The following is a 19,384-nucleotide window of genomic DNA, read 5'->3' as shown; positions in this document are numbered from 1 at the left end:
TCCGAACTTCCCTTAACGCACACGTTCCAGGACCTGGTTGAGAAGCACGGCACCCAGGATGATCCCGCCCCGCACGACGTATTGCCAGTACTCGCTGACGTTCATCAGCGTCATGCCGTTGGAGATGCAGCCGAGGAAAAGCACTCCGATCAACGTTCCCCAGATGCGGCCCTTGCCGCCGAAGAGCGACGTGCCGCCGATGATGACGGCCGCAATCACGTCAAGCTCCATGCCGGTTGCGGTTGTTCCGGTGCCGGCGCCGATCTGCGACGCGATCAACGTGCCGGAAATCGCGGTCAGCGCGCCGGTGAGGCCGAGGGTCAGCGCCTTGACCTTCCAGATGTCGATGCCCGAAAGCCGCGCTGCCTCCATGTTGCCGCCGACCGCATAAACCTCGCGGCCGAAGCTGGTGTATTTCATCAGGAAGTGCATGGCTGCGAAGGTGAGCGCGAAAATGTAGACCGGGAAGGGAATGCCGAAGAGGTAGCCGCCGCCGAGGAAATCGAAGCCGGCCGGAAAGGTCGACAGCGGAAACCCGCCGGTGATGAGATTGGCAACACCGCGAAGGGCGGCAAAAAGCGCCAGCGTGGTAATGAAGGTCGGGACATTGAACCATTGCCGGAAGCGGCCGGTGAGATAGCCGAGCGAAAAGCCGACGGTGAGCGCGACGGCAAAACCGAGAATGACCGCGCTCCAGCCGCCGATCGCGTCCGTGTAGGCATCGGCGAACCAGGCGACGATGCATCCGGAGAGCGCCACCCCGGCGCCGACCGAAAGATCGATTTCGCCCGAGACGATCACCGCGGTCATGCCGAAGGCGATGATCCCCAGCATCGCCACGGTGCGCAACACGTTGAGGATATTGGCGGTCGAGGCAAAGCCGGGCGCCATCAGGATGAGAAACAGGACCAGCCCCGCCAGGATGATTTCCATCGGGTAGGTCTTGAGCAGGCGCAGCGATAGGTTCTGTCCGCCGCCTTCTGCGGTTTGGCTGACAAGTGTCATTGGGAGGCCCCTTCCATGCATAGGCCGTAGAGTTGGGTAAGATCGGTCCGCGTGGGATCGACTTCGGCGACCACATTGCCGTGATGCATCACCAGAATGCGGTCTGCCACTTCGAGAACTTCCTCGAGTTCGGTCGAAACGAAGATGCTTGAAAGGCCGTCCGAGGCCTTTTGCCAGATGATGTCGAAGATCTGCCGCTTGGCCCGAACGTCCACCCCACGGCTCGGCTCGTCGAAAAACATCACCGAGGGCGCCGTGTTCAGCCATTTGCCGATCACCACCTTCTGCTGATTGCCGCCCGATAGCGAAGACACCGGCAGTTCCGGGTCGCCGCACTTGATGTGCAGGTCGGCGATCTGGCGGTCGATAAACGGCTGTTCGCGGCGACGCGAGATGATCCCGCCGCGCGCAATGGGGCCGAGACTTGCCATGCAGAGATTGTCGGCGGTCGGCAGAGCTTGCACGAGGCCAACCTCCTTGCGGTTCTCCGGCGTGTAGCCAAGGCCGGCGGCCCGCATCCGGCTCGGCGTGGCCCCCGTCATCGATCGCCCTTGAAGGCGAACCGTGCCGGCATCGATCCGGTCGGCGCCGAAGATCGCCCGCATGAGCTCGGTGCGGCCCGAGCCGAGCAGGCCAGCAATGCCCAGGATTTCGCCGCGATAAAGGTCGAAGGACACGTCGTTGAAGTGCCCTGCACGGGTCAGGCCGCGCACTTCGAGCAGCGGCTTCCCCCGGTCGATCGCCTGGCGCGGCGGGCGTGTCGTGCGGGCGGCATCGCCGAACATCATGCCGACGATTTCGGAGGGCGAGGTCGCCCGCATCTCGACCGCGCCGATATAGTGGCCGTCGCGAATGACGGTGCAGGTGTCGGCGATCTCGAAAAGCTCGCTCATGCGGTGCGTGATGTAGATCATCGTCACGCCGCGCGCCCGCAACCGCTCGATCAACGCGAAAAGCTGCTTGACCTCTTTCGAGGCGAGCGCCGATGTCGGCTCATCCAACAGCAGGATCGACGGGTTGAACGACATCGCCTTGACGATCTCGACCACCTGCTGTTGTCCGACACTGAGCGCTGAGACCGGCTGGCGGGAATCGATCGAAAGACCCATGTCTGACAGAAGCTCTGTCGCGCGCCGGTGCAAACCCTTCCAGTCGACGACGCGAAAGCCGGCGCGCCTGACATGCGGCAGGCGACCAAGAAAGATGTTCTCGCCGACGGAGAGTTCCGGAACCAGCGACAGTTCCTGGTGCACGGTCACGATGCCGGCATCGAACGCATCATGCGGCGAGGTAAAGGCCTGGTCTTTCCCGTTGACGCTGATCGTGCCCGACGTGGGCTCGGTCACGCCGGCGAGAAGCTTGATCAGCGTCGATTTGCCGGAACCGTTCTTTCCCATCAGGGCATGAACCCGCCCAGGGGCAAACTCATGGGTGAACTCCGACAGGGCAACCGTCGGGCCGTAACGTTTCGTGACGGATCGGAACGCGAGCCGCCCCTGGGCGGCTTCTGTCCGAGGCTGAGAGTAGGTCATCCGTGGTTCCCGGTTGGCGTAGCAAATGGTGGGCAGGGCCGAAAGGCCCCGCCCGACAACCTCACTTCAGAGCCTTCAGGCCTTCCTTGTAAGCGGCAACGCCGTCGGCATTCGCGCGCGTCAAGGGGAGGACGGGAACGTTGACCTTCGTTTCGAACGTCTTGCCTTCCAGAAGCTTCTGGGCGGCCTCGATCGCCTGCTTGCCGACCTCGAGAGGCTGCTGCGCGGTGGTCGCCTGCAGCACGTTGTCCTTGTCGAGAAGCATGTTGGCGAGCTGCTCGGAACCATCAGTGCCGAAGACGAACACCTTGCCCTCGAGCCCGGCCTTCTTCACCGCCTGGACGGCGCCGATCGTGCCGCCTTCGTTGGCAGCATAGATCACCTTGATATCCGGGTTGGCGGTCAACATGTCGCTGGCAACGGCCAATGCCTTTTCGGCGAGCCAGGCATCCTGTTGGGCAACGATCTCGACCTGGTCGGACACCACGTGCAAGAAGCCGTCGACACGCGCATTCGACTGTTCCGGCAGCAGCGCCTTGAAGGCGAGCGTGCCGATCTTGACCTTCTCGCCATTGCCGAGCGTCTTCAGGAACGGCGCGGCCGCCTCGCCGGTACCGATGCCGATATCCCTGTCGGAGCTCGTCACCGTCGCCTGGGCGACATCGCCATTGGCCGATGTGCCATAGGTAACCACGGTGATGCCGGCATCGCGCGCCTTCTTGAGCGCTGGAACGGAAGCGTCGGCCGACAGCGGCGCGACCACGATCGAGTTGACGCCGCGGGCGATGTAGGTGTCGATCAGCTGCGCTTCCTTTTCGAGCTTGCTGTCGCTGTTTCCGGCGAGAAGCTCGTCACCGGCCGCTTCCGCCGCCTTCTCCATGCCGATCTGGATGCCACGGAAATACTGGTCCTGCTGGAAGACGATGCCGGCGATGGCCTTGCCGTCGGCAAGGGCGGCATTGGGTGTGAAGCTGGCGCTCACCAGAAGGGCTGCGAGCGTCAGGACGTGGCGTTTTGCATTGATCATTTTGGGTCTCCTCCCCGATGCCCTTGATCGTATGGCCGGACCCGCGGGCAGAGGGGCCGGTGCTGACTGGATGCTGGAAACGATACGGCCGCCTAGGTCTTGGTCATGGCGGACTGGCCAGCCGATGGCGCGCCGACGAATTTGATGCCGAATTCGAGATGACGGCTCATGAGATAGGCATAGGCGATCCGGTCGCGCGCCCTCAGCGCGCCGATGATTTCGGCGTGGGCCTCGTAGGTCGCCGATTGCACCGGCCGCTCCGCCTTGCCGAGGCGCATGACTTCCTCAATGACCGCGCGCATCATCCGGTAGGCCGCAAGCGTCGTCCTGTTGCCTGACAGTTCGACGATGGCCTCGTGGAATTCGTAGTCGTAGCGGGCCGCTTCTTCGGCGCTCTCGGCCGTCCGGATCCGGACATTGGCCGCCTCCAACCTGTCGAGGTCAGCCTCGCTTGCATGAAGAATGATGTGATCGCCAACGCCCGTTTCGATGATGCGGCGGAAGCCCTGAAGGTCGCGGAAAGAATCGGACGATATGCCGTTGTGAAAGGCAAAAAGCCTGCGGATCGCCTCGCCATGACCGCCGCTGATGACGGCACCGACCTTAGGCCGCGTCTCGACCAGGCCATAGGCGCGCAGAACCTGAAGCGCCTCGCGAACCGTGTTGCGACCCGCCTGGAACTGTTCGCCGAGATCGCGCTCGGTCGGCAGCGCGTCGCCAATGCCGAGGCCGCGTTCGGCGATCAGATCCCTGATCTGCTCGACGAGCCTGTCGACCGCCGACGTCTTGCCGACCTCGCCTGGCTCGACACTTGCCGAATGCTCCGGTTTTGCCGAATTGTGCGCCACGCTCTCCTCCTGTGTGTCGCTTTATTTGTTGGTCCAGATTCGAAAACAAGTCAAGCGCCCTGCAGAATATTCGCTTTCATCAGGGGGAATTTGCACTTATCGACGTCTTTTCACTTGAATTTACGTCGACTGCGATCCTTAATGCGCAAACTGGTCCAACAATAAAGATCGCCACCGAGATCGCAGGAGTTCAAGAGATGAGGCCAATGGAAGAGTGTTTTCGCTGGTATGGCCCGGACGATCCGGTGCCGCTCAGCCATATCCGGCAGGCCGGCGCGACCGGGATCGTCACGGCGCTGCATCACATCTATGACGGCTCACCCTGGTCCGACGATCAGATCCTGAAGCACAAGGCGTTGATCGAGACGGCAGGTCTGCGCTGGAGCGTGGTCGAGAGCATTCCCGTGCACAATTCGATCAAGCTGGCGTCCTCCGACAGCGCACGCTACATCGGCTGGTACAAGGACACGATGCGCGCGCTTTCGCGCTGCGGCATTCACACAGTCTGCTATAATTTCATGCCGGTGGTCGACTGGACCCGCACCGAACTCATGCATCCGCTGCCGACCGGCGGATACGCACTGCGCTTCGATGCCATCGATTTTGCCGCCTACGATCTGTTCGTGCTGAAGCGGCCGGGTGTCGAACAAAGCTACTCCCCGGCTCAAATCGAAACGGCACAGGCTCGCTTTGCCGCGATGGCACCCGCAAAGATCGACCGGATCGAACGCAATCTGATTGCCGGCCTGCCGGCGTCGGAGCGCAAGTTCGATCGCGCCAGTTTTCTTGGAGCGCTGGCGGAATACGATGGCGTCAGCGCCGAGGACCTGCATGGAAACCTCGCCCGGTTCCTGCGCGAGATCGTGCCCGTTGCCGAAGAGATCGGGATAAGGCTCTGCATTCACCCCGACGATCCGGCCTTTCCGCTCTACGGCCTGCCACGGATCGTTTCCACGGCCAATGACGCGCGCCGCATCCTGGCCGCCGCCGACAGCCCGGCCAACGGCCTGACCTTATGCACCGGGTCCTACGGCACCCGCGCCGAGAACGACCTGCCGGCCATGGTGCGCGAGTTCGGCCCCCGCATCCATTTCGCCCATCTGCGCAACGTCCAGCGCGAAGCGGACGGCTCGTTTCACGAGGCCGACCATCTCGGCGGCTCGAGCGACATTCCGGCCGTCATTCTCGCCCTCCTCGACGAGCAGGAACGCCGCCAGGGCGAGGGGCGCGACGATTGGCAGATCCCCGTTCGCCCCGACCATGGGCATCTGCTTGCCGATGACATCGGCAAGGAAAGGATCAATCCCGGCTACTCGCTCATCGGCCGGTTGAAGGGGCTCGCCGAGATCCGTGGCGTGATGCAGGGCATTTCAGTGGTCAAGGCCGCACAGACCGAACAGGTGACACGATGAAGACTTTTGAGGACGATGCCGGCTTGTTCGCTGCCATGCGAAGCCGGCTTTTTACCGCCGTTGTCGGCGACATACTGGACACGATGGGATTACAGCACCAGTTCCTGCCACCGCGGATAAAGGCCCTGCGCGATGACATGGTGGCGGTCGGACGCGCCATGCCGGTGCTGGAGGCGGATTTCTTTGCAACCACGGGCACCAGCGGCCACGCCGAGATCACCACCAAACCCTTCGGCCTGATGTTCCATGCGCTCGACAGCCTGAAGCCCAACGAAATCTACGTCTGTGCCGGTTCCTCGCCACGCTATGCCGTATGGGGCGAGCTGATGTCGACGCGCGCGATCCAGCTGAAGGCCGCAGGCGCGATCTGCGACGGCTACTGCCGCGACAGCGGCGGCATCCTCGCCCTCGATTTCCCGACCTTCTGCTACGGGTCCTATGCACAGGATCAGGGCCCGCGCGGCAAGGTGGTCGACTACGCGGTTCCGATCGAGATCGGCGGCATCCGCATCCGGCCCGGCGACATTCTCTTCGGCGATCGCGACGGCGTGCTGGTCATTCCGCGCGAGGCGGAGCAGGAGGCGATCGCCCTCGCCTTCGAAAAGGCCGAGACGGAAAACAAGGTTCGCCTCGCCATTGAGGCCGGCATGAGCACGGTCGAGGCGTTCGAGCGCTTCGGTGTCATGTAGTCAGCGAAGGTGAGGAGCGGTTAGGTACCTCCGCCCACGGGCGAAAGGCTTGCCGGCCCGCCAAGGCCGACCCCAGCTGCCGCGGCGGCCTTCTAAAACAGAAGGCCGCTCAACCGTCGAGGATGCCGACGGGTTTGGGGACTCGATGAGCAACGGGCGAGCGAGGCGCCCGGGTCGAGCGACAGAGCTGCCCACCCCGGTCTCTCTCCTCTGCGCGATGAGGGCCGCTTGCCGGAGAACGTGCCGGATTGCGGCGCGGCTTGATATTGGTCCCCAACGCCCGGTCCCAAAAGCCTGATGTAACGCCGAAGTTGCCCTCCGGCGACACGTGATGATGCAACGCGTGACGCCGCTTGAGCGTCGAGAGCAGCGACCCTTGGCGCGCGCCTCGATGATGCACGAGATGATGAACCGTGACATACCAGAGATGGCCGAACAGGAAACCTGCCGTCAGGCTGCAGGCAAACGCCAGACCGCCGATCCACCAGAGTGGAAACAGCAACAGGATTAGGTACGCGGGCGCGCTGGTAAATGTTGGCATGCCGATCAAAGCGTGCGGATCGCGATGATGTGCCTCATGCAGGTCGCGGATGCGCGGAGTGCGGTGAAACACGAAGCGATGCAGACCATATTCGGCAAATGTCCAGGCGATCACACCGGTGCAGAACAACAAGCCGTAGCGCCACCATTCCGCGCCGGGCGGCACCCCCAAAGCCAGGACCGCGAGGAGGACGACAACAACCGGATAGACGACGAAGTCACCGTAATAGTTCCACCGATTGAGCTGCACTGCACACCTCCACGCCCCTTGATAGACGAGGTCGCTTGTGTGCATCGCCCCTCCTTCCGTGACCATACGGCGGATGCCGTAGAAACGCGAAGGGGTGGGTGGCCCGGCTCGACCGAAGGTTCGATTGGCGTTTTCAATCCGGCGAACTGCGGTCGCGATGTGCTGCCAGCAAAAAGGCGCAACATTGCGGATCGTCTGATAGAAATGGGCAAAGTGGCACGCAGGAGCAGACCAGCGATATGAACGACGCCTTCACCAGGCTCAACTCCGGCACGAATACGGCCGAGGCGCAGCTTTCTCCAGCAGGTTTCCACGTCTTCACCGATGGCTCGTATGAACCGAGCTCCGGAGAGGGCGGCTGGGCATTTGTCGTCTATCACGATGGTGCGGAGATCGCGTCCGAGTTCGGTGGCGCCCGGCGTTCCGCCGACAACACGATGGAGTTGACTGCGCTTTTCAAGGCAGCGCTATGGATCAACGGCAATGTGCCTGGCGAACGCGCAATCGTCTGGTCCGATTGCGTCTACGCGGTTAACGGCTGCAACAGCTGGCGCCAGATCTGGAAGAACAACGGCTGGAAGAAGATTGTGGCGAATGCGAAAGTCCGAAGCCGGACAATCGCAAATGCCGAGCTTTGGATGGCAATAGACCTTCAGCTACGCAGCAACCCCGAACTGACTGTCGCCTGGTGCAAAGGTCATTCCGGGCTCGTCGGCAACGAGCGTGCAGATAGGCTTGCGGCATTTGGGCGGCAGTCTGCCCGGACCGACGCCCGCTGATACCGCCCGTGTCTTTCGCCAGCATGGTCGCGCCAATGGCGACATTGCCCGGAACCGCTAGTGACAGACGAACGTATTGTGAGACATCGTGGCCTCGGCACCGGCTGATCGCGTCGAAGACAGATGGACGAGGGTGATACCCAGTTCGAGAAGCAGCTCGGCGGACTTGATATCCTGCGTCGCGAGATTGTCCGTGTATCCGCGGATCGTGCAGGCGACGCATTTCGAGTGGGCCGCGAAACGGATGTCGCCCAGGTCTTCCGCCTCTTCGGCGACAGCCTCCAGCGCACAGGCGACCGTCTCCAGCATGCCGCACCGTTCGCGCATGCTCATGTCTTCCAACGTCTTTGGGATCTCGATCATGTTATCTCCTTCGCGCCCGGCTGGATAAGCTGCTGCGCTGGCATCACGTCGAATTCAGGTGTTGGTGTAGATATGGGATCGCAGCGTCCATTAGCAAATCATGTCGGCCATGCGGCTGTTGCATGACGGGCGCGAGGGTGCTCCCACCGCAGACTGCTGCTTCTGTCGGGTTTCATCTTCACGCGTGCGTGCTATGAGATCGGACGGCCCCAATTTTTCCTGGGCAGATTATCGGGCTAGAGATGCGTCAGCCCGCGAAGCAGAGCCATGTTTGAATTGACCTCTCCATTTCCCTTGCACGCGTTGGACCAGGCGGAAGACGCCGGTGGCAGGCCGATCACGTCGTCTTCGACCCTGGATTTGTGGAAGTGAGCAACGGACTCCTGAAATCCTGGCTGTTCGGTATCGCGCTATGGCTTGCAGCGGTTCTTGCCTTTGCGCTCTATTCCGTCGAAGCGTCGCGGCAGCGCCTAGGCGATGAACTGACCGTCGCGGGGCGAACCTTGCACCGGCTGATATCCCAGCGCGCGGCACAGCACGACGCCCACATGACGAGCCTGATCGCGCTTGCCGATGACACCGAGCCGGCCCGGCTGGATGCCACCCGCCAGGTGATGGAAAGCGTTGCACGGTTTTATCCACGCATCGCCTGGCTCGCGCTTGTTTCGCTGGACGACAAAGCTGGCCTGGACGCAACCGCGACAACCCGAAGCAACGATGCGCATGTCCCGATGATCGAAGTCCCCGCCGGCGGGGGCGAAGACCTTTCGCCGCTGCGCGACGCCATCAAAGGGCAGCAACGCGGCAAGGTCGAGGCCTATGCCGGCCGGAACGGACGGTATCTCCTCGCCAAACGGGCGCAAGCGCCTTCAAACGCCGCGCTGGTGCTTTCCATTGATGCCCGCCATTTGCTTGAACCGGAGGAGCGGCCGCCTTGGGCCCATATGCGATTGACGCTCCACAACCATCTCCTGGTCGATCTGCCGGCCGAGGAGACGGCGAGTGCCACCGCGTCCTTCGTTGCCCCCGCCCGCTTCGAATCGACGATAGACAGCGTCAGCCAGAGGATATCGCTGTCGCTCGAGCGGCGGATGTCGACCGAAACATTGTTGCCGATGCGACAACTGATCGGCTTTGCCACTATGGCCGGACTGGCGTCTTTTGCACTGATGTTCGCGCTGCGCCAGCGGGCTGCCGTCCAGAGATCTCTGAAGTCGACGCAGGAGGCTGAAGCCCGGGCTCTGTTGCAGGAGCGCCAGGCGCTTCTCGCACATGCCTCGCGCGTCAACGCCATGGGGGAGCTGGCATCAGGCATCGCACATGAACTGACGCAGCCCCTGACGGCGATGCTGAGCCGCAGTCAGGCAGCACTCAGACTGGCCGGCGCCGACCGGCCCGATATCGGGCTGATCTCCGAGGCGCTTGAAGTCAATGTCCGCGAGGCGAAGCGTGCGGGAGAGATGCTGAAGCGGATGCGCGACTATGCTTCCAATCGCGCGCCGGAACCAGTCACTAGTGCGATCAACGGTATCGTTGCCGAAATTGCAGCGCTGACAGGCGCCGACCTTGAGCGGCGCGGCATCCAATTGAAGCTCGACCTGACGAAAGAAGGGCCCGAGGCCGACGTCGACCCGATCGAGCTGGAGCAGGTGCTGCACAATCTGATCCGCAACGCGGCCGACGCGCTGGAAAACGCGCAGACTGTCCGACCGCAGATCGAGATCGAGACACTTGCTGCTGGCGATGAGCTAGAAATCATTGTTCGCGACAATGGACCGGGGATCGCGGCAAATGCGTTTCCCAAGCTGTTCCAGCCGTTTTTCACCACCAAGGCTGACGGCATGGGGCTGGGGCTCTCGCTGTGTGAGACGCTGATCGAGCGCGTCGACGGCGCAATAGAAGCGCAAAACGCTCCAGATGGCGGGGCATGGTTTACGATCACGCTGCCACGCACGCAGAAACGGGAGACGCTGTGAGCAAATACCGGGTCTATCTGATCGACGATGATGAGGCCGTGCGCACAGCGCTCGCCTTTCTGCTGAGCACATACGGCATCACCGTCGAAACCTTTGGCGATCCCCAGGCTTTCCTGACCCATGTCGATGAAGCGAAACCGGGATGCCTGATTGTCGATCTGCGCATGCCGCTGGTTTCGGGGCTGCAACTGCACGCAAAACTGGCCGAGCGCGGCATTGACTGGCCGACGATCATGATCACCGGCCATGGCGACGTCGCGGCCTGCCGTCGTGCCTTCAAGGCGGGCATCCAGGACTTTCTGACCAAGCCGGTCGACGGCGAGGTGCTGGTGGAAGCGCTGCAGCAGGCATTCGCCAGCTTCGACGCGCGGCTCGAAAAGCGCGAGGCACGCCAGCAGCTGGCCCGACTGACCGAACGCGAGCGCGAAGTCCTCGACATGGTTGCCTTGGGCTGGGCGAGCAAGGAGATCGCGGCGGCGCTCAACATTTCGGCAAGAACAATCGATGCGCACAGGGCGAAGATCGCCGACAAGCTCGGCACCAGTTCCGTGGCCGAGTTCGTGCGCTTGACGATGGCGGAGAAAGGGCCGGCATAGGTTGTCCTACCTATGCAGGGTGGTGGCATCGCGGATTCTGCCGCTCGGGCTGATTGGGTAGTTCTGGTTTCGGAAAAGCGAACCGCTTCCCCGGAACAAGGATAGGACCCACGCCATGAACAAGACCCTTCTCGCAACGGCTTGCGCACTCGTCGTCGCCAGCGGCACCGCAAAGGCAGAACTGCTCACCGAAAAGAACATCCCGTCCAGCCTTGCCGTCGAGATCGCCGTGAATGCCGTTCAGGCCTGCGCCGCCGACAAGTACAACGTGACGGCAGCAGTGGTCGATCGCGCCGGCGTGCTGCGCGCGCTCGTGCGCGCCGACAATGCCGGCCCTCATACGGTTGGGGCGGCGCGTGCCAAGGCGTTCACGTCGGCATCATCACGCACGCCGACCTCGAAAATGGCCGAGAACGTCGCCAAGAACCCGGCAGCGGCCGAGCTGGTCAACATTGAAGGCTTCCTCGTGCTTGCCGGCGGCGTCCCGATCAAGGCCGGCGACGTCACCATCGGTGCGATCGGCGTGGGTGGCGCTCCCGGCGGCAATCTCGACGAGGCCTGCGCCGCGACCGCAATTGAAAAGGCCGCCGGGCAACTCAAGTAATTTGACCCGTGCTGACCGGGCCTTCGGCCAGATCCGCAACGTCCCCCAGGGCGGCCACGCCGCCCTGGGGGACGTATATCGACGGCAGGTCGGTATCCTTCAAGCGCCGCGCAAGCGGCAGAATGTCGTCAGCATCCCTCTCTTTCACAATCGATTGTCTCGCTTCGCGGGATTTCCCAGCGGATCGAAATCTGCTGCACCGGACACGACGTCGAACTGGTAAATCGATCCTGCGCCCCCAGTTGCATAAGCGGCCCGCCACAGGCCTTCCACGATCACAGTGAACCGGCAGGCGCCGTCGTTCAGGGTGCCAGGGCAGCGCTCCGCTGCCACGGGCGCGTACTATTCAAGCGTCTCCTCACAGTGCGCTCAGGCCTGTCGAACGCCCACAACAGTATTGTGTTGCAGACAGGCAACATATTTGCCGTAAGAAATTGCACTTCGAAATTGTGCCTTGCCGAGCAAGCAATCCCGTGCGACGTTACATTGTCTGCAACCCACACTAAAGGAGGCGTGAGATGACATATACTCTCTATAATATGCGCACTTCTGGTGGATCCGTTGCTGTACTCGGGATGCACATTGCATCCTGCTTTGCCCGCCCGGGTTCACAAAGCGCCTGAACGCTGACCGTCAACGGATCGGCATTTCCCAACTGACCTAACGTTACCGGCTTACCGCGAGAAAATTCGCGTCCAGGCCCAAATCAACTTTTAGAGGACCGATCGCGTCGCAGCGACGGGATAACAATATGCGTGAGACATCATTTGCAGTCTCCGGCACTCTGCCGGCGACCCTCGACGACCTGTGCCGTACCTTCGGCATCTGGAGAACAACAACCGGCCTCGTTCGAGCAGCCTGGCGGCATCACCGGCTGGTCAACCAGGCGACCGGTCTCTCCAACCGGATGCGCCGCGATATCGGGCTTCCCGAAATCGACGAGCCGCCCGATGATCCTTGGATCGCGGCCTGGGCATCGCCCAGGTGGGCTCCGACCGTTCGGATCAACTGATGTGGGGACACAACCGTCAACCCGTCAGGGCGAGACGGTTGGTGCCACTATTGCCACACGGGCGCGACGCCAGTCGTGCCCGTGATCTGCTCTGACAGAGCCTTACCCTTGCTGCAGAATTTAGCGCTCAAGCGAACCAAGGGGCTTAATCGGCGAGCGACCGGCCGACCGATGGCGCCATCAGCCCCAAGTCAGTGGATCGAGCCGCAGATAGAAATCAAGACGGGCGCGATCGGGGGCCGAGATCCCCAGCGTCTCGAACAGCATCGCCGCCGCGCGCCGTTCCTGCTCCGCCGTCTTCCAGGTTTCACGCGCGTTAGCGGTCATCAGAGCCAGGTCAGCGTAGCGGTCTGCAGTGCCGAGACGACCGAGATCGATCATGCCCGTGCAGCGTAGAATTTGAGGGTCGACCATGAAATTCGGCATGCACGGGTCGCCGTGGCAGACCACCCGGTCCCTCGCCTCCTGCTCGAGGCGAAGTGCGAGTTCGCGCTCCACCCGTGCCAGCAATTCCGTTGCCGGCGTCTTCCGGTCGTCGTCCGGCAGGAAATCGGAGTTGACGCCATTGCGCGCAACCACGTCTGCAGCTCGTTCGAACATCCGCGCCAGGCTGCGATCGAAAGGGCATTGGCCGGCATCCAGCGCATGGAGAGCACCGAGTTGCCGGGCCATGGAAGGCCAGGCCGAAAGCAGGTCGGTAGCCGACAGCTCGGCGGCCGGCACGCCTTCTATTGCTGAAATTACGAGGCAGGCACCGTCCTCCGCCACGTGCCAATCGATAACGTCCGGCGTCAGGATGCCTTTGCCCTGCAGCCACAGGAGCCGATCGCGCTCGCCGGAAAGCTCGCCGGAGCGAGCAGCCGTTGCGACCTTGGCATAGGCGCGCCCGTCGCCGCGCCGGTAGACGACATCTCCGGACTCGCCGGCCATGACAGGCATCCATTCGCAGGGCAAACGCCCGAGCAATTCCTGTGTCCAAATCAAAGCGAAGGCTCCCACACTCTTGAAACGGCTTGAGTTAGCTGGGTGTCGCCAGCAAAGATTGCAACGGTCGAACGACCGATAGCAGGGCGTCGCCAGCCAGTTCATACATAGGTGTATCGCGCGCCGATGCGCGATCAGTCGGTTGCAGTCAACACGGCAGCACAGCAGGACGAAGGAAATGTGGACATGAACCAGGCGCTCGCACTCATCGCTCTTGTGGTCCGTGACTATGACGAAGCAATCGATTTCTATGTGAACACGCTGAATTTCGTCCTGGTGGAGGATAGCTACCAACCGGAACAGGACAAGCGCTGGGTCGTCGTCAAGCCTGCAGGTGACGGCAACACCTCCTTGCTTCTTGCGCGTGCGTCCAATGCCCATCAGCAGGACTTTATCGGCGACCAGGCGGGAGGACGGGTCTTTCTCTTCCTGCGAACCGACGACTTCTGGCGCGACTACAACAATTTGGTGGGGCGCGGTGTCGATTTCGTCCGGGAACCCAAAGAAGCCTCCTACGGAACTGTCGCGGTCTTTAAGGACCTCTACGGCAACCTTTGGGATCTTGTTCAGTTTACGGATGGCAGGGCCTGAGCGGCAGCCGAAGCCAATACAGCACAACAGGATATGGCGCTCGTGCCCGTCGATACTGCGATCGGGCCGAGCGGTGAAGCGTCCGATTTCGGGCCGCCGTTTTCCCGTAAATCGGGCTTGACTTAATCATAGCTCGCTGGTTATGGATTGAACCCATAGCCAGAGAGTTATTGAATTACCATGCCGCTACCACACGAAATCCTGTTCAAGACACTTGCCGACCCGACGCGGCGGGCGATCTTCGAACGGCTATGCCGCGAAGGCGACCAGACGGTCGGAGCCTTGACGGCACATGCTGGGATTTCGCAACCGGCGGTTTCCAAACATCTGGGCGTGCTGAAGCGTGCCGGCTTGGTCAAGGATCGGCACGAAGGCCGGCTGACCCATTACAGCGCTGAGCTCGGTGCGCTTGACCCGCTAGTCGGCTGGGCAAAAGCGATGACCGGGTTCTGGCAGAACCGTTTTGACGACCTTGAAGACCTGCTCAAAAGGATGGATCAATGAACGAAACCGCAACCGAAACACGCACCGTCGTCGTTGAACGGGAGGTGCCCTATCCAGCGGAAAAAATCTGGCGCGCACTCACCCAGCCGCACCTGATCGAGGAATGGCTGATGAAGAACAACTTTCGCCCGGACAAGGGGCACCGCTTCAATCTCACGGCCGACTGGGGCTCCGTCGACTGCCAGGTGCAGACGGTCGAGGCCAACAAGTCGCTGTCCTACACCTGGGACACCAAGGACCTGAAGAGTGTCGTCACCTGGACGCTTACGCCGACGGGCGCCGGCACCCACCTGCGGATGGAGCAATCCGGTTTCCGGCCGGATCAGCAGCCCTACTATCAAGGTGCACAGGCCGGATGGCCAAGGTTCGTTTCAGCTCTCGAGCAGGTCTTGGAGCGGCTGGACTGACGATCAGACCGAAATCGTGTGTTTGCGCCGGGCGGATCATCCGATCCGTTCCGGCCGGCTTTTTGAGGAGGTGCCAATGAACTGGACCAATTGGATGCGACAGGTTCACCGCTGGACGTCACTTGCTTTCGCGGTGGTTGTCGCCGCCATCTTCATCACCCAGGGAATGGGCAGGCAACCAGCCGAATGGGTCTATTTCCTGCCGCTGTTTCCGCTCGCGATCCTGCTGGCCACCGGCCTTTACATGTTCGTGCTGCCCTATCTCGGCCGACGGCATACGGCCGGTTAGGAGCAGGCGGCATGGCCGGCAAGACGACCAGAAAGCCGACAAAGACATCGAAGAAGCCGACGGCCAAGAAAGCCAAAGCTGGCGGTGCGGCTCCGGCCGCGTTAGGCGAAGTCCCACTGCTGTCCGGCGGCAACCCGCAGATTGCCAAGGGCTATGGCGATGCCCCCGTCCAGGCCTATATCGCGGCGATGCCGGGCTGGAAGAGCGATGTCGGACGGCGCCTCGACGCACTCATCGAACGCGCGGTACCCGATGTCTACAAGGCTGTGAAATGGAACTCTCCGCTCTATGGTCTTGAAGGCGAGGGTTGGTTCCTCGGTGTCCATGTCTTCACCAAGTACATCAAGGTGGCGTTCTTCCGCGGCGCGTCTCTCGATCCGGTCCCGCCCGGCCAATCGAAGCAGCAGGACGTGCGCTATCTCGACATTCGCGAGGATGACGATCTCGATGAAGAACAATTCGCCGATTGGGTAAAGCAAGCCAGCCAATTGCCGGGCGAACGCATGTGACAATCGGCGGGTGGCGCAACCGGATGCCAATACCCGGGAGCGCCGGTCGGGTGGCAATCCCGCCGCGCGCTCCTGCACGCTCAGGCCAAGCTCTGCAGCGTTAACGCTCCATTAAGCATAGCGAGAATGCAGCCGTCCGACAGGCTTGGGAACGAGTCGGGCTTCACCTAAGTACACGCTCCTCACCCGATGCTGGGTGATTTGCCCGATGCTGGGCGATTTGATGGAGTGACATGATGTCAATGGAAAATGAGGCCGCCGCGCAGGCGCTGGCGCTCGATCGATCGGTCAGCGATGCCGAAATCAGTATCGCCATCTCCCATGCGCAAAACGCCATCGAGGCCGCGGGTGAGACACAGACCCCGGGACTGCGCCGCGCGCTGCAGGTCAAGGATGCGCTCGAAGGCGCGCTGCGGCTCCGCGGCCGAGCCATCGGCCAGTGACCTCATGAATTCTGCAGGCTGAATGGTCGTCGCTTGCGTCGCAAGCACGGCCGATAGGTTCCGTACCGTCAAACAGGATCTACGATGCAACTGATGTCCATGCCGGCTGTTGCCGGCATCTCCCTGGGCGTTGCGATCGCCAGCATTTTCTCTCGCAAGCATCGTGGAAAACCCATCGGCGAGAGGACCCTCGCCGCCCTGGGAAGTTTCCTGGCAACGCTTCTCGCACTGCTGGCTCTCAACTTCGGAATCTTCTGCGTCCAGCAATCCTAGCTGGACGCATTTGGGGCGTTGTCGATCACGACTGGAGCAACCAAGCGTCGAACTCTGTCGCGGGCAGGCGTTCGCGCGCCGCAGAATCGCCCGAGGTGTCCGGGCTAAGCAACCGCCCGCAATGCAGGATCGGGAATAGGGACCGCCGCCATCAGTGCTCTTGTGTAGGGCTCCTTGGGGTCTTCGAACACGGCGCGGCGTGTGCCCATCTCGACGATACGGCCACCGCGCATCACTGCAACGTGGTGCGACATGCGTTCGATCACGGCCATATCGTGGGAGACGAAGAGATAGGCAAGGCCCATCGTCTCCTGAAGTTCCAACATCAGGTCCAGCACGCGTGCTCGCACCGAGACGTCGAGTGCAGCAACGCTTTCGTCGGCAACGATCAGCTTCGGATTGACGGCGAGTGCCCGTGCGATGCAGATGCGCTGGCGCTGGCCGCCGGAAAACTCGTGCGGATAACGGCTGGCTGCATCCGGACCGAGCCCGACGCGCCGCAGAAGGTCGGCAACCCGATCTTCCTGCTCGCTTCTGTTGCCGATACCGTGGATGATCAGCGGCTCGGCGATCGCAGCCCCCACTGCCATGCGCGGGTCGAGCGAGGCATAGGGATCCTGAAAGATCATCTGCGCCGAGCGCCGCACCGGCCGCATCTGGCGCTGGCTGAGCGGGCCGATATCGCACCCGTCGACGAGAACTTCGCCGCTGAACGGCACCAGCCCGAGTACCGCCTTGCCGGTGGTCGACTTGCCCGACCCACTTTCGCCGACGAGCCCCAGGGTCTGGCCGGGCAGGATTTCGAAGGAGACATCGCTGACCGCCGGCCGGCTTTCCTTCCCCTTCGAGAACCAACCCGCTTTCTTGCCGTAGTGGACTTCAAGCCCGCGCACCGCCAGCACGGGGCTTGCCGTCTCCGGGCTCCCGGCCAGCGGCTCAGACCCCACGCGCGGCGGGGCGTCGGTGCCGGTATGAGCGCCCAATCTCGGCACCGCCGCCAGAAGCTCGCGGGTGTAAGGCGCTTTTGGTGCCTCAAAGATCGGCAGCACCCCGCCCTGCTCGACAACCCTTCCCTGCTGCATGATGACGACGCGGTCGGCCATCTGCGCGACCACGCCCATGTCGTGGGTGATCAGGATGATCGAGGCGCCGAATTCCTGCTTCAGTTCCTTCATCAGCTTCAGGATCTGCGCCTGCACCGTAACATCAAGTGCCGTCGTCGGTTCGTCGGCGATCAACACCTTCGGCCGGCAGGAAAGCGCCATGGCGATCATCACCCGCTGGCGCATGCCGCCGGAGAGTTCATGTGGATATTGCATCAACCGCCGCGCCGGCTCTGTGATGTGCACGGCATCGAGCATGCGCAGTGCCACTGCCTCGGCCGCCCCCCCTTCCGAGCCCTGGTGCTCGCGGATCGCCTCGGTTAGCTGCGCGCCGATCGACATCACGGGATTGAGCGACGTCATCGGCTCCTGAAACACCATGGCGACATCGCTGCCGCGCACACTGCGCATGGCGCTATTGCTGAGGCGCGATAGTTCACGACCTGCAAGCTGGATGCTGCCGGAGGCGATCCGCAGCGAGGCCTTCGGCAACAACCCCATGATCGCCAACGAAGTGACGGATTTGCCCGATCCGCTCTCGCCGGCAATGCACAGCGTCTCGCCGAACTTCAGCTCGAAGCTGACCTCGTCGAGCACGCGCTTGGCGCCTTCGGGCGTTCGTGCATCGACGCACAGTCTGTCGACACTGAGAACCGGCGGGGGAGCGGATTGGGATGCTGTCACGAAAAGACGATCCTTGGGAAGTAGAAGGACACAACCCAGTTCGGGGCGTCGACGATCTCGCTGATCCGGAGATCACCGCAGACCGAGCAGAGCAGATAGGCATCGACCGGGCTCAATCCGTGTTCGGCACCGAGCAGGTCGATCATCCGCATCAGGCTTTCGCGTGCGCCGGTCATCAGATCCGGGCCGATGCCCGTCGTCACCTCGTAGCCGGCGGCATCAAGATGGCGGGTCACTGGCCCGGGTGTGGTGAAGCGTGGGCTCGCAAGGCGCGCATCCTTGACGAGTTCGATGGTCGCCTCGACCTCCATCTGGCTCTCGATGGCGGTGCCACAGACTTCGCCGTCGCCCTGGGCTGCGTGCGTGTCGCCGATCGAAAACAGCGCGCCCTCGACCTCGACAGGCAGATAGAGCGTGACGCCCGATGTCAGGTCGCGAATGTCGAGATTGCCGCCGACCCGGCGCGGCGGCACGACGGAATGAAGGCCAGGTTCCGCAGGGGCGACACCGATCGTGCCGGCGAACGGCTTCAACGGAACGCGTCCGCCGGGGCCATAGAGCGCCGGCGCCATCGTGCTGGCGTCATAGGACCACATGTGCAGTGCGGGCTCGCTAAACTGGTCGGCCAGCAGGCCGAAGCCCGGAATGTTGGCAGTCCAGCCGACGCCCGAGGGGACGAAGCGGCGGATCGTGACCTTCAGCGCGTCGCCGGGTGCCGCACCTTCGACATAGACGGGACCTGTCACCGGATTGATGCGGTTGAAATCGAGTTTTGACAGCGTCTCGAGCGTCGAGCCCGCACCCAGCTGTCCGCCCGAGGAATCCAGGCACTCGAAATGAATGGTCTCGCCCGGCTTGGCGATCAATGTCGGTTCAAAATCGCGGTTCCAGCCGAAATGGTGCTTGGCGCGATGGATGGTATGGGTGCAGGCAACGCACATTTTCTTCTCCCCAGATAATAAGG

General features: G+C 62.4%; 23 protein-coding genes. 14 read left to right on the top strand and 9 right to left on the bottom strand.

Translation table 11 applies throughout. The features are described 5' to 3' along the window. Positions 1 to 12: 12 nt before the first annotated feature. The 4 genes from BLJAPNOD_RS25035 to BLJAPNOD_RS25020 all read right to left on the bottom strand — a co-directional run bounded on the left by BLJAPNOD_RS25035 (position 13) and on the right by BLJAPNOD_RS25020 (position 4,412). The gene (locus BLJAPNOD_RS25035; protein ID WP_158556165.1) at positions 13 to 1,005 is read right to left on the bottom strand and encodes an ABC transporter permease; all 993 of its coding nucleotides are present in this window, start codon (positions 1,003 to 1,005) and stop codon (positions 13 to 15) included. Continuing rightward, positions 1,002 to 2,537, bottom strand: a complete 1,536-nt coding sequence (locus BLJAPNOD_RS25030; RefSeq protein WP_115421808.1) for a sugar ABC transporter ATP-binding protein — start codon at positions 2,535 to 2,537, stop codon at positions 1,002 to 1,004. The genes BLJAPNOD_RS25035 and BLJAPNOD_RS25030 overlap by 4 nt, the downstream gene beginning before the upstream one ends. Before the next feature lie 61 nt (positions 2,538 to 2,598). Then, positions 2,599 to 3,564 (bottom strand): substrate-binding domain-containing protein, encoded by a 966-nt coding sequence (locus BLJAPNOD_RS25025; RefSeq protein WP_077501592.1) that lies wholly within the window; start codon positions 3,562 to 3,564, stop codon positions 2,599 to 2,601. A 92-nt stretch (positions 3,565 to 3,656) separates the two neighbouring features. Further along, positions 3,657 to 4,412, bottom strand: a complete 756-nt coding sequence (locus BLJAPNOD_RS25020) for a FadR/GntR family transcriptional regulator (RefSeq protein ID WP_115421807.1) — start codon at positions 4,410 to 4,412, stop codon at positions 3,657 to 3,659. A gap of 206 nt (positions 4,413 to 4,618) precedes the next feature. Here BLJAPNOD_RS25020 and uxuA point away from each other — a divergent pair, with 206 nt between their 5' ends. Next, positions 4,619 to 5,824 (top strand): mannonate dehydratase, encoded by a 1,206-nt coding sequence (uxuA, locus tag BLJAPNOD_RS25015; protein ID WP_115421806.1) that lies wholly within the window; start codon positions 4,619 to 4,621, stop codon positions 5,822 to 5,824. Beyond that, complete coding sequence (locus BLJAPNOD_RS25010) at positions 5,821 to 6,513, top strand: RraA family protein (protein ID WP_077501598.1); 693 nt, start codon at positions 5,821 to 5,823, stop codon at positions 6,511 to 6,513. Before uxuA ends, BLJAPNOD_RS25010 begins: the two co-directional genes overlap by 4 nt. Before the next feature lie 109 nt (positions 6,514 to 6,622). Here the strand turns inward: BLJAPNOD_RS25010 and BLJAPNOD_RS25005 are convergent, their stop codons facing one another. Further along, a complete protein-coding gene (locus tag BLJAPNOD_RS25005; RefSeq protein ID WP_206750051.1) occupies positions 6,623 to 7,348 on the bottom strand; it encodes a sterol desaturase family protein in 726 nt (241 codons plus the stop codon). A 194-nt stretch (positions 7,349 to 7,542) separates the two neighbouring features. Here BLJAPNOD_RS25005 and BLJAPNOD_RS25000 point away from each other — a divergent pair, with 194 nt between their 5' ends. Continuing rightward, positions 7,543 to 8,082, top strand: coding sequence for a ribonuclease H (locus BLJAPNOD_RS25000; protein ID WP_115421804.1), 540 nt, complete (start codon positions 7,543 to 7,545; stop codon positions 8,080 to 8,082). 57 nt (positions 8,083 to 8,139) lie between these two features. Here BLJAPNOD_RS25000 and BLJAPNOD_RS24995 read toward each other — a convergent pair whose 3' ends face one another. Further along, the gene (locus BLJAPNOD_RS24995) at positions 8,140 to 8,445 is read right to left on the bottom strand and encodes a hypothetical protein (RefSeq protein WP_115421803.1); all 306 of its coding nucleotides are present in this window, start codon (positions 8,443 to 8,445) and stop codon (positions 8,140 to 8,142) included. A 368-nt stretch (positions 8,446 to 8,813) separates the two neighbouring features. Between BLJAPNOD_RS24995 and BLJAPNOD_RS24990 the strand changes: the two genes are divergently transcribed. From BLJAPNOD_RS24990 to BLJAPNOD_RS24970, 4 genes are all read left to right on the top strand, one after another. Further along, positions 8,814 to 10,421 (top strand): ATP-binding protein, encoded by a 1,608-nt coding sequence (locus BLJAPNOD_RS24990; protein ID WP_147294582.1) that lies wholly within the window; start codon positions 8,814 to 8,816, stop codon positions 10,419 to 10,421. Beyond that, positions 10,418 to 11,017 carry a response regulator gene (locus BLJAPNOD_RS24985; protein WP_244611078.1) on the top strand — a complete coding sequence of 200 codons (600 nt, stop codon included), beginning with the start codon at positions 10,418 to 10,420 and terminating at the stop codon, positions 11,015 to 11,017. Before BLJAPNOD_RS24990 ends, BLJAPNOD_RS24985 begins: the two co-directional genes overlap by 4 nt. A gap of 115 nt (positions 11,018 to 11,132) precedes the next feature. Next, positions 11,133 to 11,621 carry a heme-binding protein gene (locus BLJAPNOD_RS24980; protein WP_077501609.1) on the top strand — a complete coding sequence of 163 codons (489 nt, stop codon included), beginning with the start codon at positions 11,133 to 11,135 and terminating at the stop codon, positions 11,619 to 11,621. Positions 11,622 to 12,372: 751 nt separating this feature from the next. Further along, positions 12,373 to 12,633 carry a DUF1127 domain-containing protein gene (locus BLJAPNOD_RS24970; protein ID WP_244611077.1) on the top strand — a complete coding sequence of 87 codons (261 nt, stop codon included), beginning with the start codon at positions 12,373 to 12,375 and terminating at the stop codon, positions 12,631 to 12,633. A 180-nt stretch (positions 12,634 to 12,813) separates the two neighbouring features. On the opposite strand, the gene BLJAPNOD_RS24965 is transcribed toward BLJAPNOD_RS24970, so the two are convergent. Continuing rightward, the gene (locus BLJAPNOD_RS24965; RefSeq protein ID WP_115421800.1) at positions 12,814 to 13,572 is read right to left on the bottom strand and encodes an APH(3'') family aminoglycoside O-phosphotransferase; all 759 of its coding nucleotides are present in this window, start codon (positions 13,570 to 13,572) and stop codon (positions 12,814 to 12,816) included. A 231-nt stretch (positions 13,573 to 13,803) separates the two neighbouring features. On the opposite strand from BLJAPNOD_RS24965, the gene BLJAPNOD_RS24960 reads away from it, so the two are divergent. The 7 genes from BLJAPNOD_RS24960 to BLJAPNOD_RS24930 all read left to right on the top strand — a co-directional run bounded on the left by BLJAPNOD_RS24960 (position 13,804) and on the right by BLJAPNOD_RS24930 (position 16,633). Continuing rightward, positions 13,804 to 14,208, top strand: a complete 405-nt coding sequence (locus BLJAPNOD_RS24960; RefSeq protein WP_077501796.1) for a VOC family protein — start codon at positions 13,804 to 13,806, stop codon at positions 14,206 to 14,208. 180 nt (positions 14,209 to 14,388) lie between these two features. Next, complete coding sequence (locus BLJAPNOD_RS24955; protein WP_077501611.1) at positions 14,389 to 14,712, top strand: metalloregulator ArsR/SmtB family transcription factor; 324 nt, start codon at positions 14,389 to 14,391, stop codon at positions 14,710 to 14,712. Continuing rightward, on the top strand, positions 14,709 to 15,119 hold the full coding sequence (locus BLJAPNOD_RS24950) for an SRPBCC domain-containing protein (protein ID WP_077501613.1): 411 nt from the start codon (positions 14,709 to 14,711) through the stop codon (positions 15,117 to 15,119). The genes BLJAPNOD_RS24955 and BLJAPNOD_RS24950 overlap by 4 nt, the downstream gene beginning before the upstream one ends. Positions 15,120 to 15,195: 76 nt before the next feature. Next, positions 15,196 to 15,408: a hypothetical protein gene (locus tag BLJAPNOD_RS24945; protein ID WP_077501614.1), complete on the top strand. Its 213-nt coding sequence runs from the start codon at positions 15,196 to 15,198 to the stop codon at positions 15,406 to 15,408. A gap of 11 nt (positions 15,409 to 15,419) precedes the next feature. Next, positions 15,420 to 15,917, top strand: a complete 498-nt coding sequence (locus BLJAPNOD_RS24940; protein WP_115421799.1) for a DUF1801 domain-containing protein — start codon at positions 15,420 to 15,422, stop codon at positions 15,915 to 15,917. Between the two features lie 242 nt (positions 15,918 to 16,159). After that, positions 16,160 to 16,360 (top strand): hypothetical protein, encoded by a 201-nt coding sequence (locus BLJAPNOD_RS24935; protein WP_077501617.1) that lies wholly within the window; start codon positions 16,160 to 16,162, stop codon positions 16,358 to 16,360. 84 nt (positions 16,361 to 16,444) lie between these two features. Then, entirely contained in the window at positions 16,445 to 16,633 is a 189-nt protein-coding gene (locus BLJAPNOD_RS24930; RefSeq protein ID WP_077501618.1) for a hypothetical protein, read from the top strand. Positions 16,634 to 16,737: 104 nt separating this feature from the next. Here BLJAPNOD_RS24930 and BLJAPNOD_RS24925 read toward each other — a convergent pair whose 3' ends face one another. Continuing rightward, positions 16,738 to 18,420 carry an ABC transporter ATP-binding protein gene (locus BLJAPNOD_RS24925; RefSeq protein WP_115421798.1) on the bottom strand — a complete coding sequence of 561 codons (1,683 nt, stop codon included), beginning with the start codon at positions 18,418 to 18,420 and terminating at the stop codon, positions 16,738 to 16,740. Beyond that, on the bottom strand, positions 18,417 to 19,361 hold the full coding sequence (locus BLJAPNOD_RS24920) for an acetamidase/formamidase family protein (RefSeq protein WP_115421797.1): 945 nt from the start codon (positions 19,359 to 19,361) through the stop codon (positions 18,417 to 18,419). The genes BLJAPNOD_RS24925 and BLJAPNOD_RS24920 overlap by 4 nt, the downstream gene beginning before the upstream one ends. Between the last annotated feature and the right edge of the window lie 23 nt (positions 19,362 to 19,384).

The sequence above is a fragment of the Ensifer sp. M14 genome (assembly GCF_003355565.1).
Classification (GTDB): domain Bacteria; phylum Pseudomonadota; class Alphaproteobacteria; order Rhizobiales; family Rhizobiaceae; genus Ensifer.
The sequence above is the reverse complement of the archived record's forward strand: the minus strand, read 5'-3'. Positions and strand labels throughout refer to the sequence as shown.

Excerpts from the sequence above, each read along its gene's own strand:
- BLJAPNOD_RS25000 (WP_115421804.1), top strand. The coding sequence starts at position 7,543 with ATGAACGACGCCTTCACCAGGCTCAACTCCGGCACGAATACGGCCGAG.
- BLJAPNOD_RS24980 (WP_077501609.1), top strand. The coding sequence starts at position 11,133 with ATGAACAAGACCCTTCTCGCAACGGCTTGCGCACTCGTCGTCGCCAGC.
- BLJAPNOD_RS24920 (WP_115421797.1), bottom strand. The coding sequence starts at position 19,361 with ATGTGCGTTGCCTGCACCCATACCATCCATCGCGCCAAGCACCATTTC.
- BLJAPNOD_RS24965 (WP_115421800.1), bottom strand. The coding sequence starts at position 13,572 with ATGCCTGTCATGGCCGGCGAGTCCGGAGATGTCGTCTACCGGCGCGGC.
- BLJAPNOD_RS25005 (WP_206750051.1), bottom strand. The coding sequence starts at position 7,348 with ATGCACACAAGCGACCTCGTCTATCAAGGGGCGTGGAGGTGTGCAGTG.
- BLJAPNOD_RS25025 (WP_077501592.1), bottom strand. The coding sequence starts at position 3,564 with ATGATCAATGCAAAACGCCACGTCCTGACGCTCGCAGCCCTTCTGGTG.
- BLJAPNOD_RS25035 (WP_158556165.1), bottom strand. The coding sequence starts at position 1,005 with ATGACACTTGTCAGCCAAACCGCAGAAGGCGGCGGACAGAACCTATCG.
- BLJAPNOD_RS24950 (WP_077501613.1), top strand. The coding sequence starts at position 14,709 with ATGAACGAAACCGCAACCGAAACACGCACCGTCGTCGTTGAACGGGAG.
- BLJAPNOD_RS24955 (WP_077501611.1), top strand. The coding sequence starts at position 14,389 with ATGCCGCTACCACACGAAATCCTGTTCAAGACACTTGCCGACCCGACG.
- BLJAPNOD_RS24960 (WP_077501796.1), top strand. The coding sequence starts at position 13,804 with ATGAACCAGGCGCTCGCACTCATCGCTCTTGTGGTCCGTGACTATGAC.
- BLJAPNOD_RS24945 (WP_077501614.1), top strand. The coding sequence starts at position 15,196 with ATGAACTGGACCAATTGGATGCGACAGGTTCACCGCTGGACGTCACTT.
- BLJAPNOD_RS24995 (WP_115421803.1), bottom strand. The coding sequence starts at position 8,445 with ATGATCGAGATCCCAAAGACGTTGGAAGACATGAGCATGCGCGAACGG.
- BLJAPNOD_RS24930 (WP_077501618.1), top strand. The coding sequence starts at position 16,445 with ATGCAACTGATGTCCATGCCGGCTGTTGCCGGCATCTCCCTGGGCGTT.
- uxuA (WP_115421806.1), top strand. The coding sequence starts at position 4,619 with ATGGAAGAGTGTTTTCGCTGGTATGGCCCGGACGATCCGGTGCCGCTC.
- BLJAPNOD_RS25030 (WP_115421808.1), bottom strand. The coding sequence starts at position 2,537 with ATGACCTACTCTCAGCCTCGGACAGAAGCCGCCCAGGGGCGGCTCGCG.
- BLJAPNOD_RS25010 (WP_077501598.1), top strand. The coding sequence starts at position 5,821 with ATGAAGACTTTTGAGGACGATGCCGGCTTGTTCGCTGCCATGCGAAGC.
- BLJAPNOD_RS24935 (WP_077501617.1), top strand. The coding sequence starts at position 16,160 with ATGGAAAATGAGGCCGCCGCGCAGGCGCTGGCGCTCGATCGATCGGTC.
- BLJAPNOD_RS24970 (WP_244611077.1), top strand. The coding sequence starts at position 12,373 with ATGCGTGAGACATCATTTGCAGTCTCCGGCACTCTGCCGGCGACCCTC.
- BLJAPNOD_RS24940 (WP_115421799.1), top strand. The coding sequence starts at position 15,420 with ATGGCCGGCAAGACGACCAGAAAGCCGACAAAGACATCGAAGAAGCCG.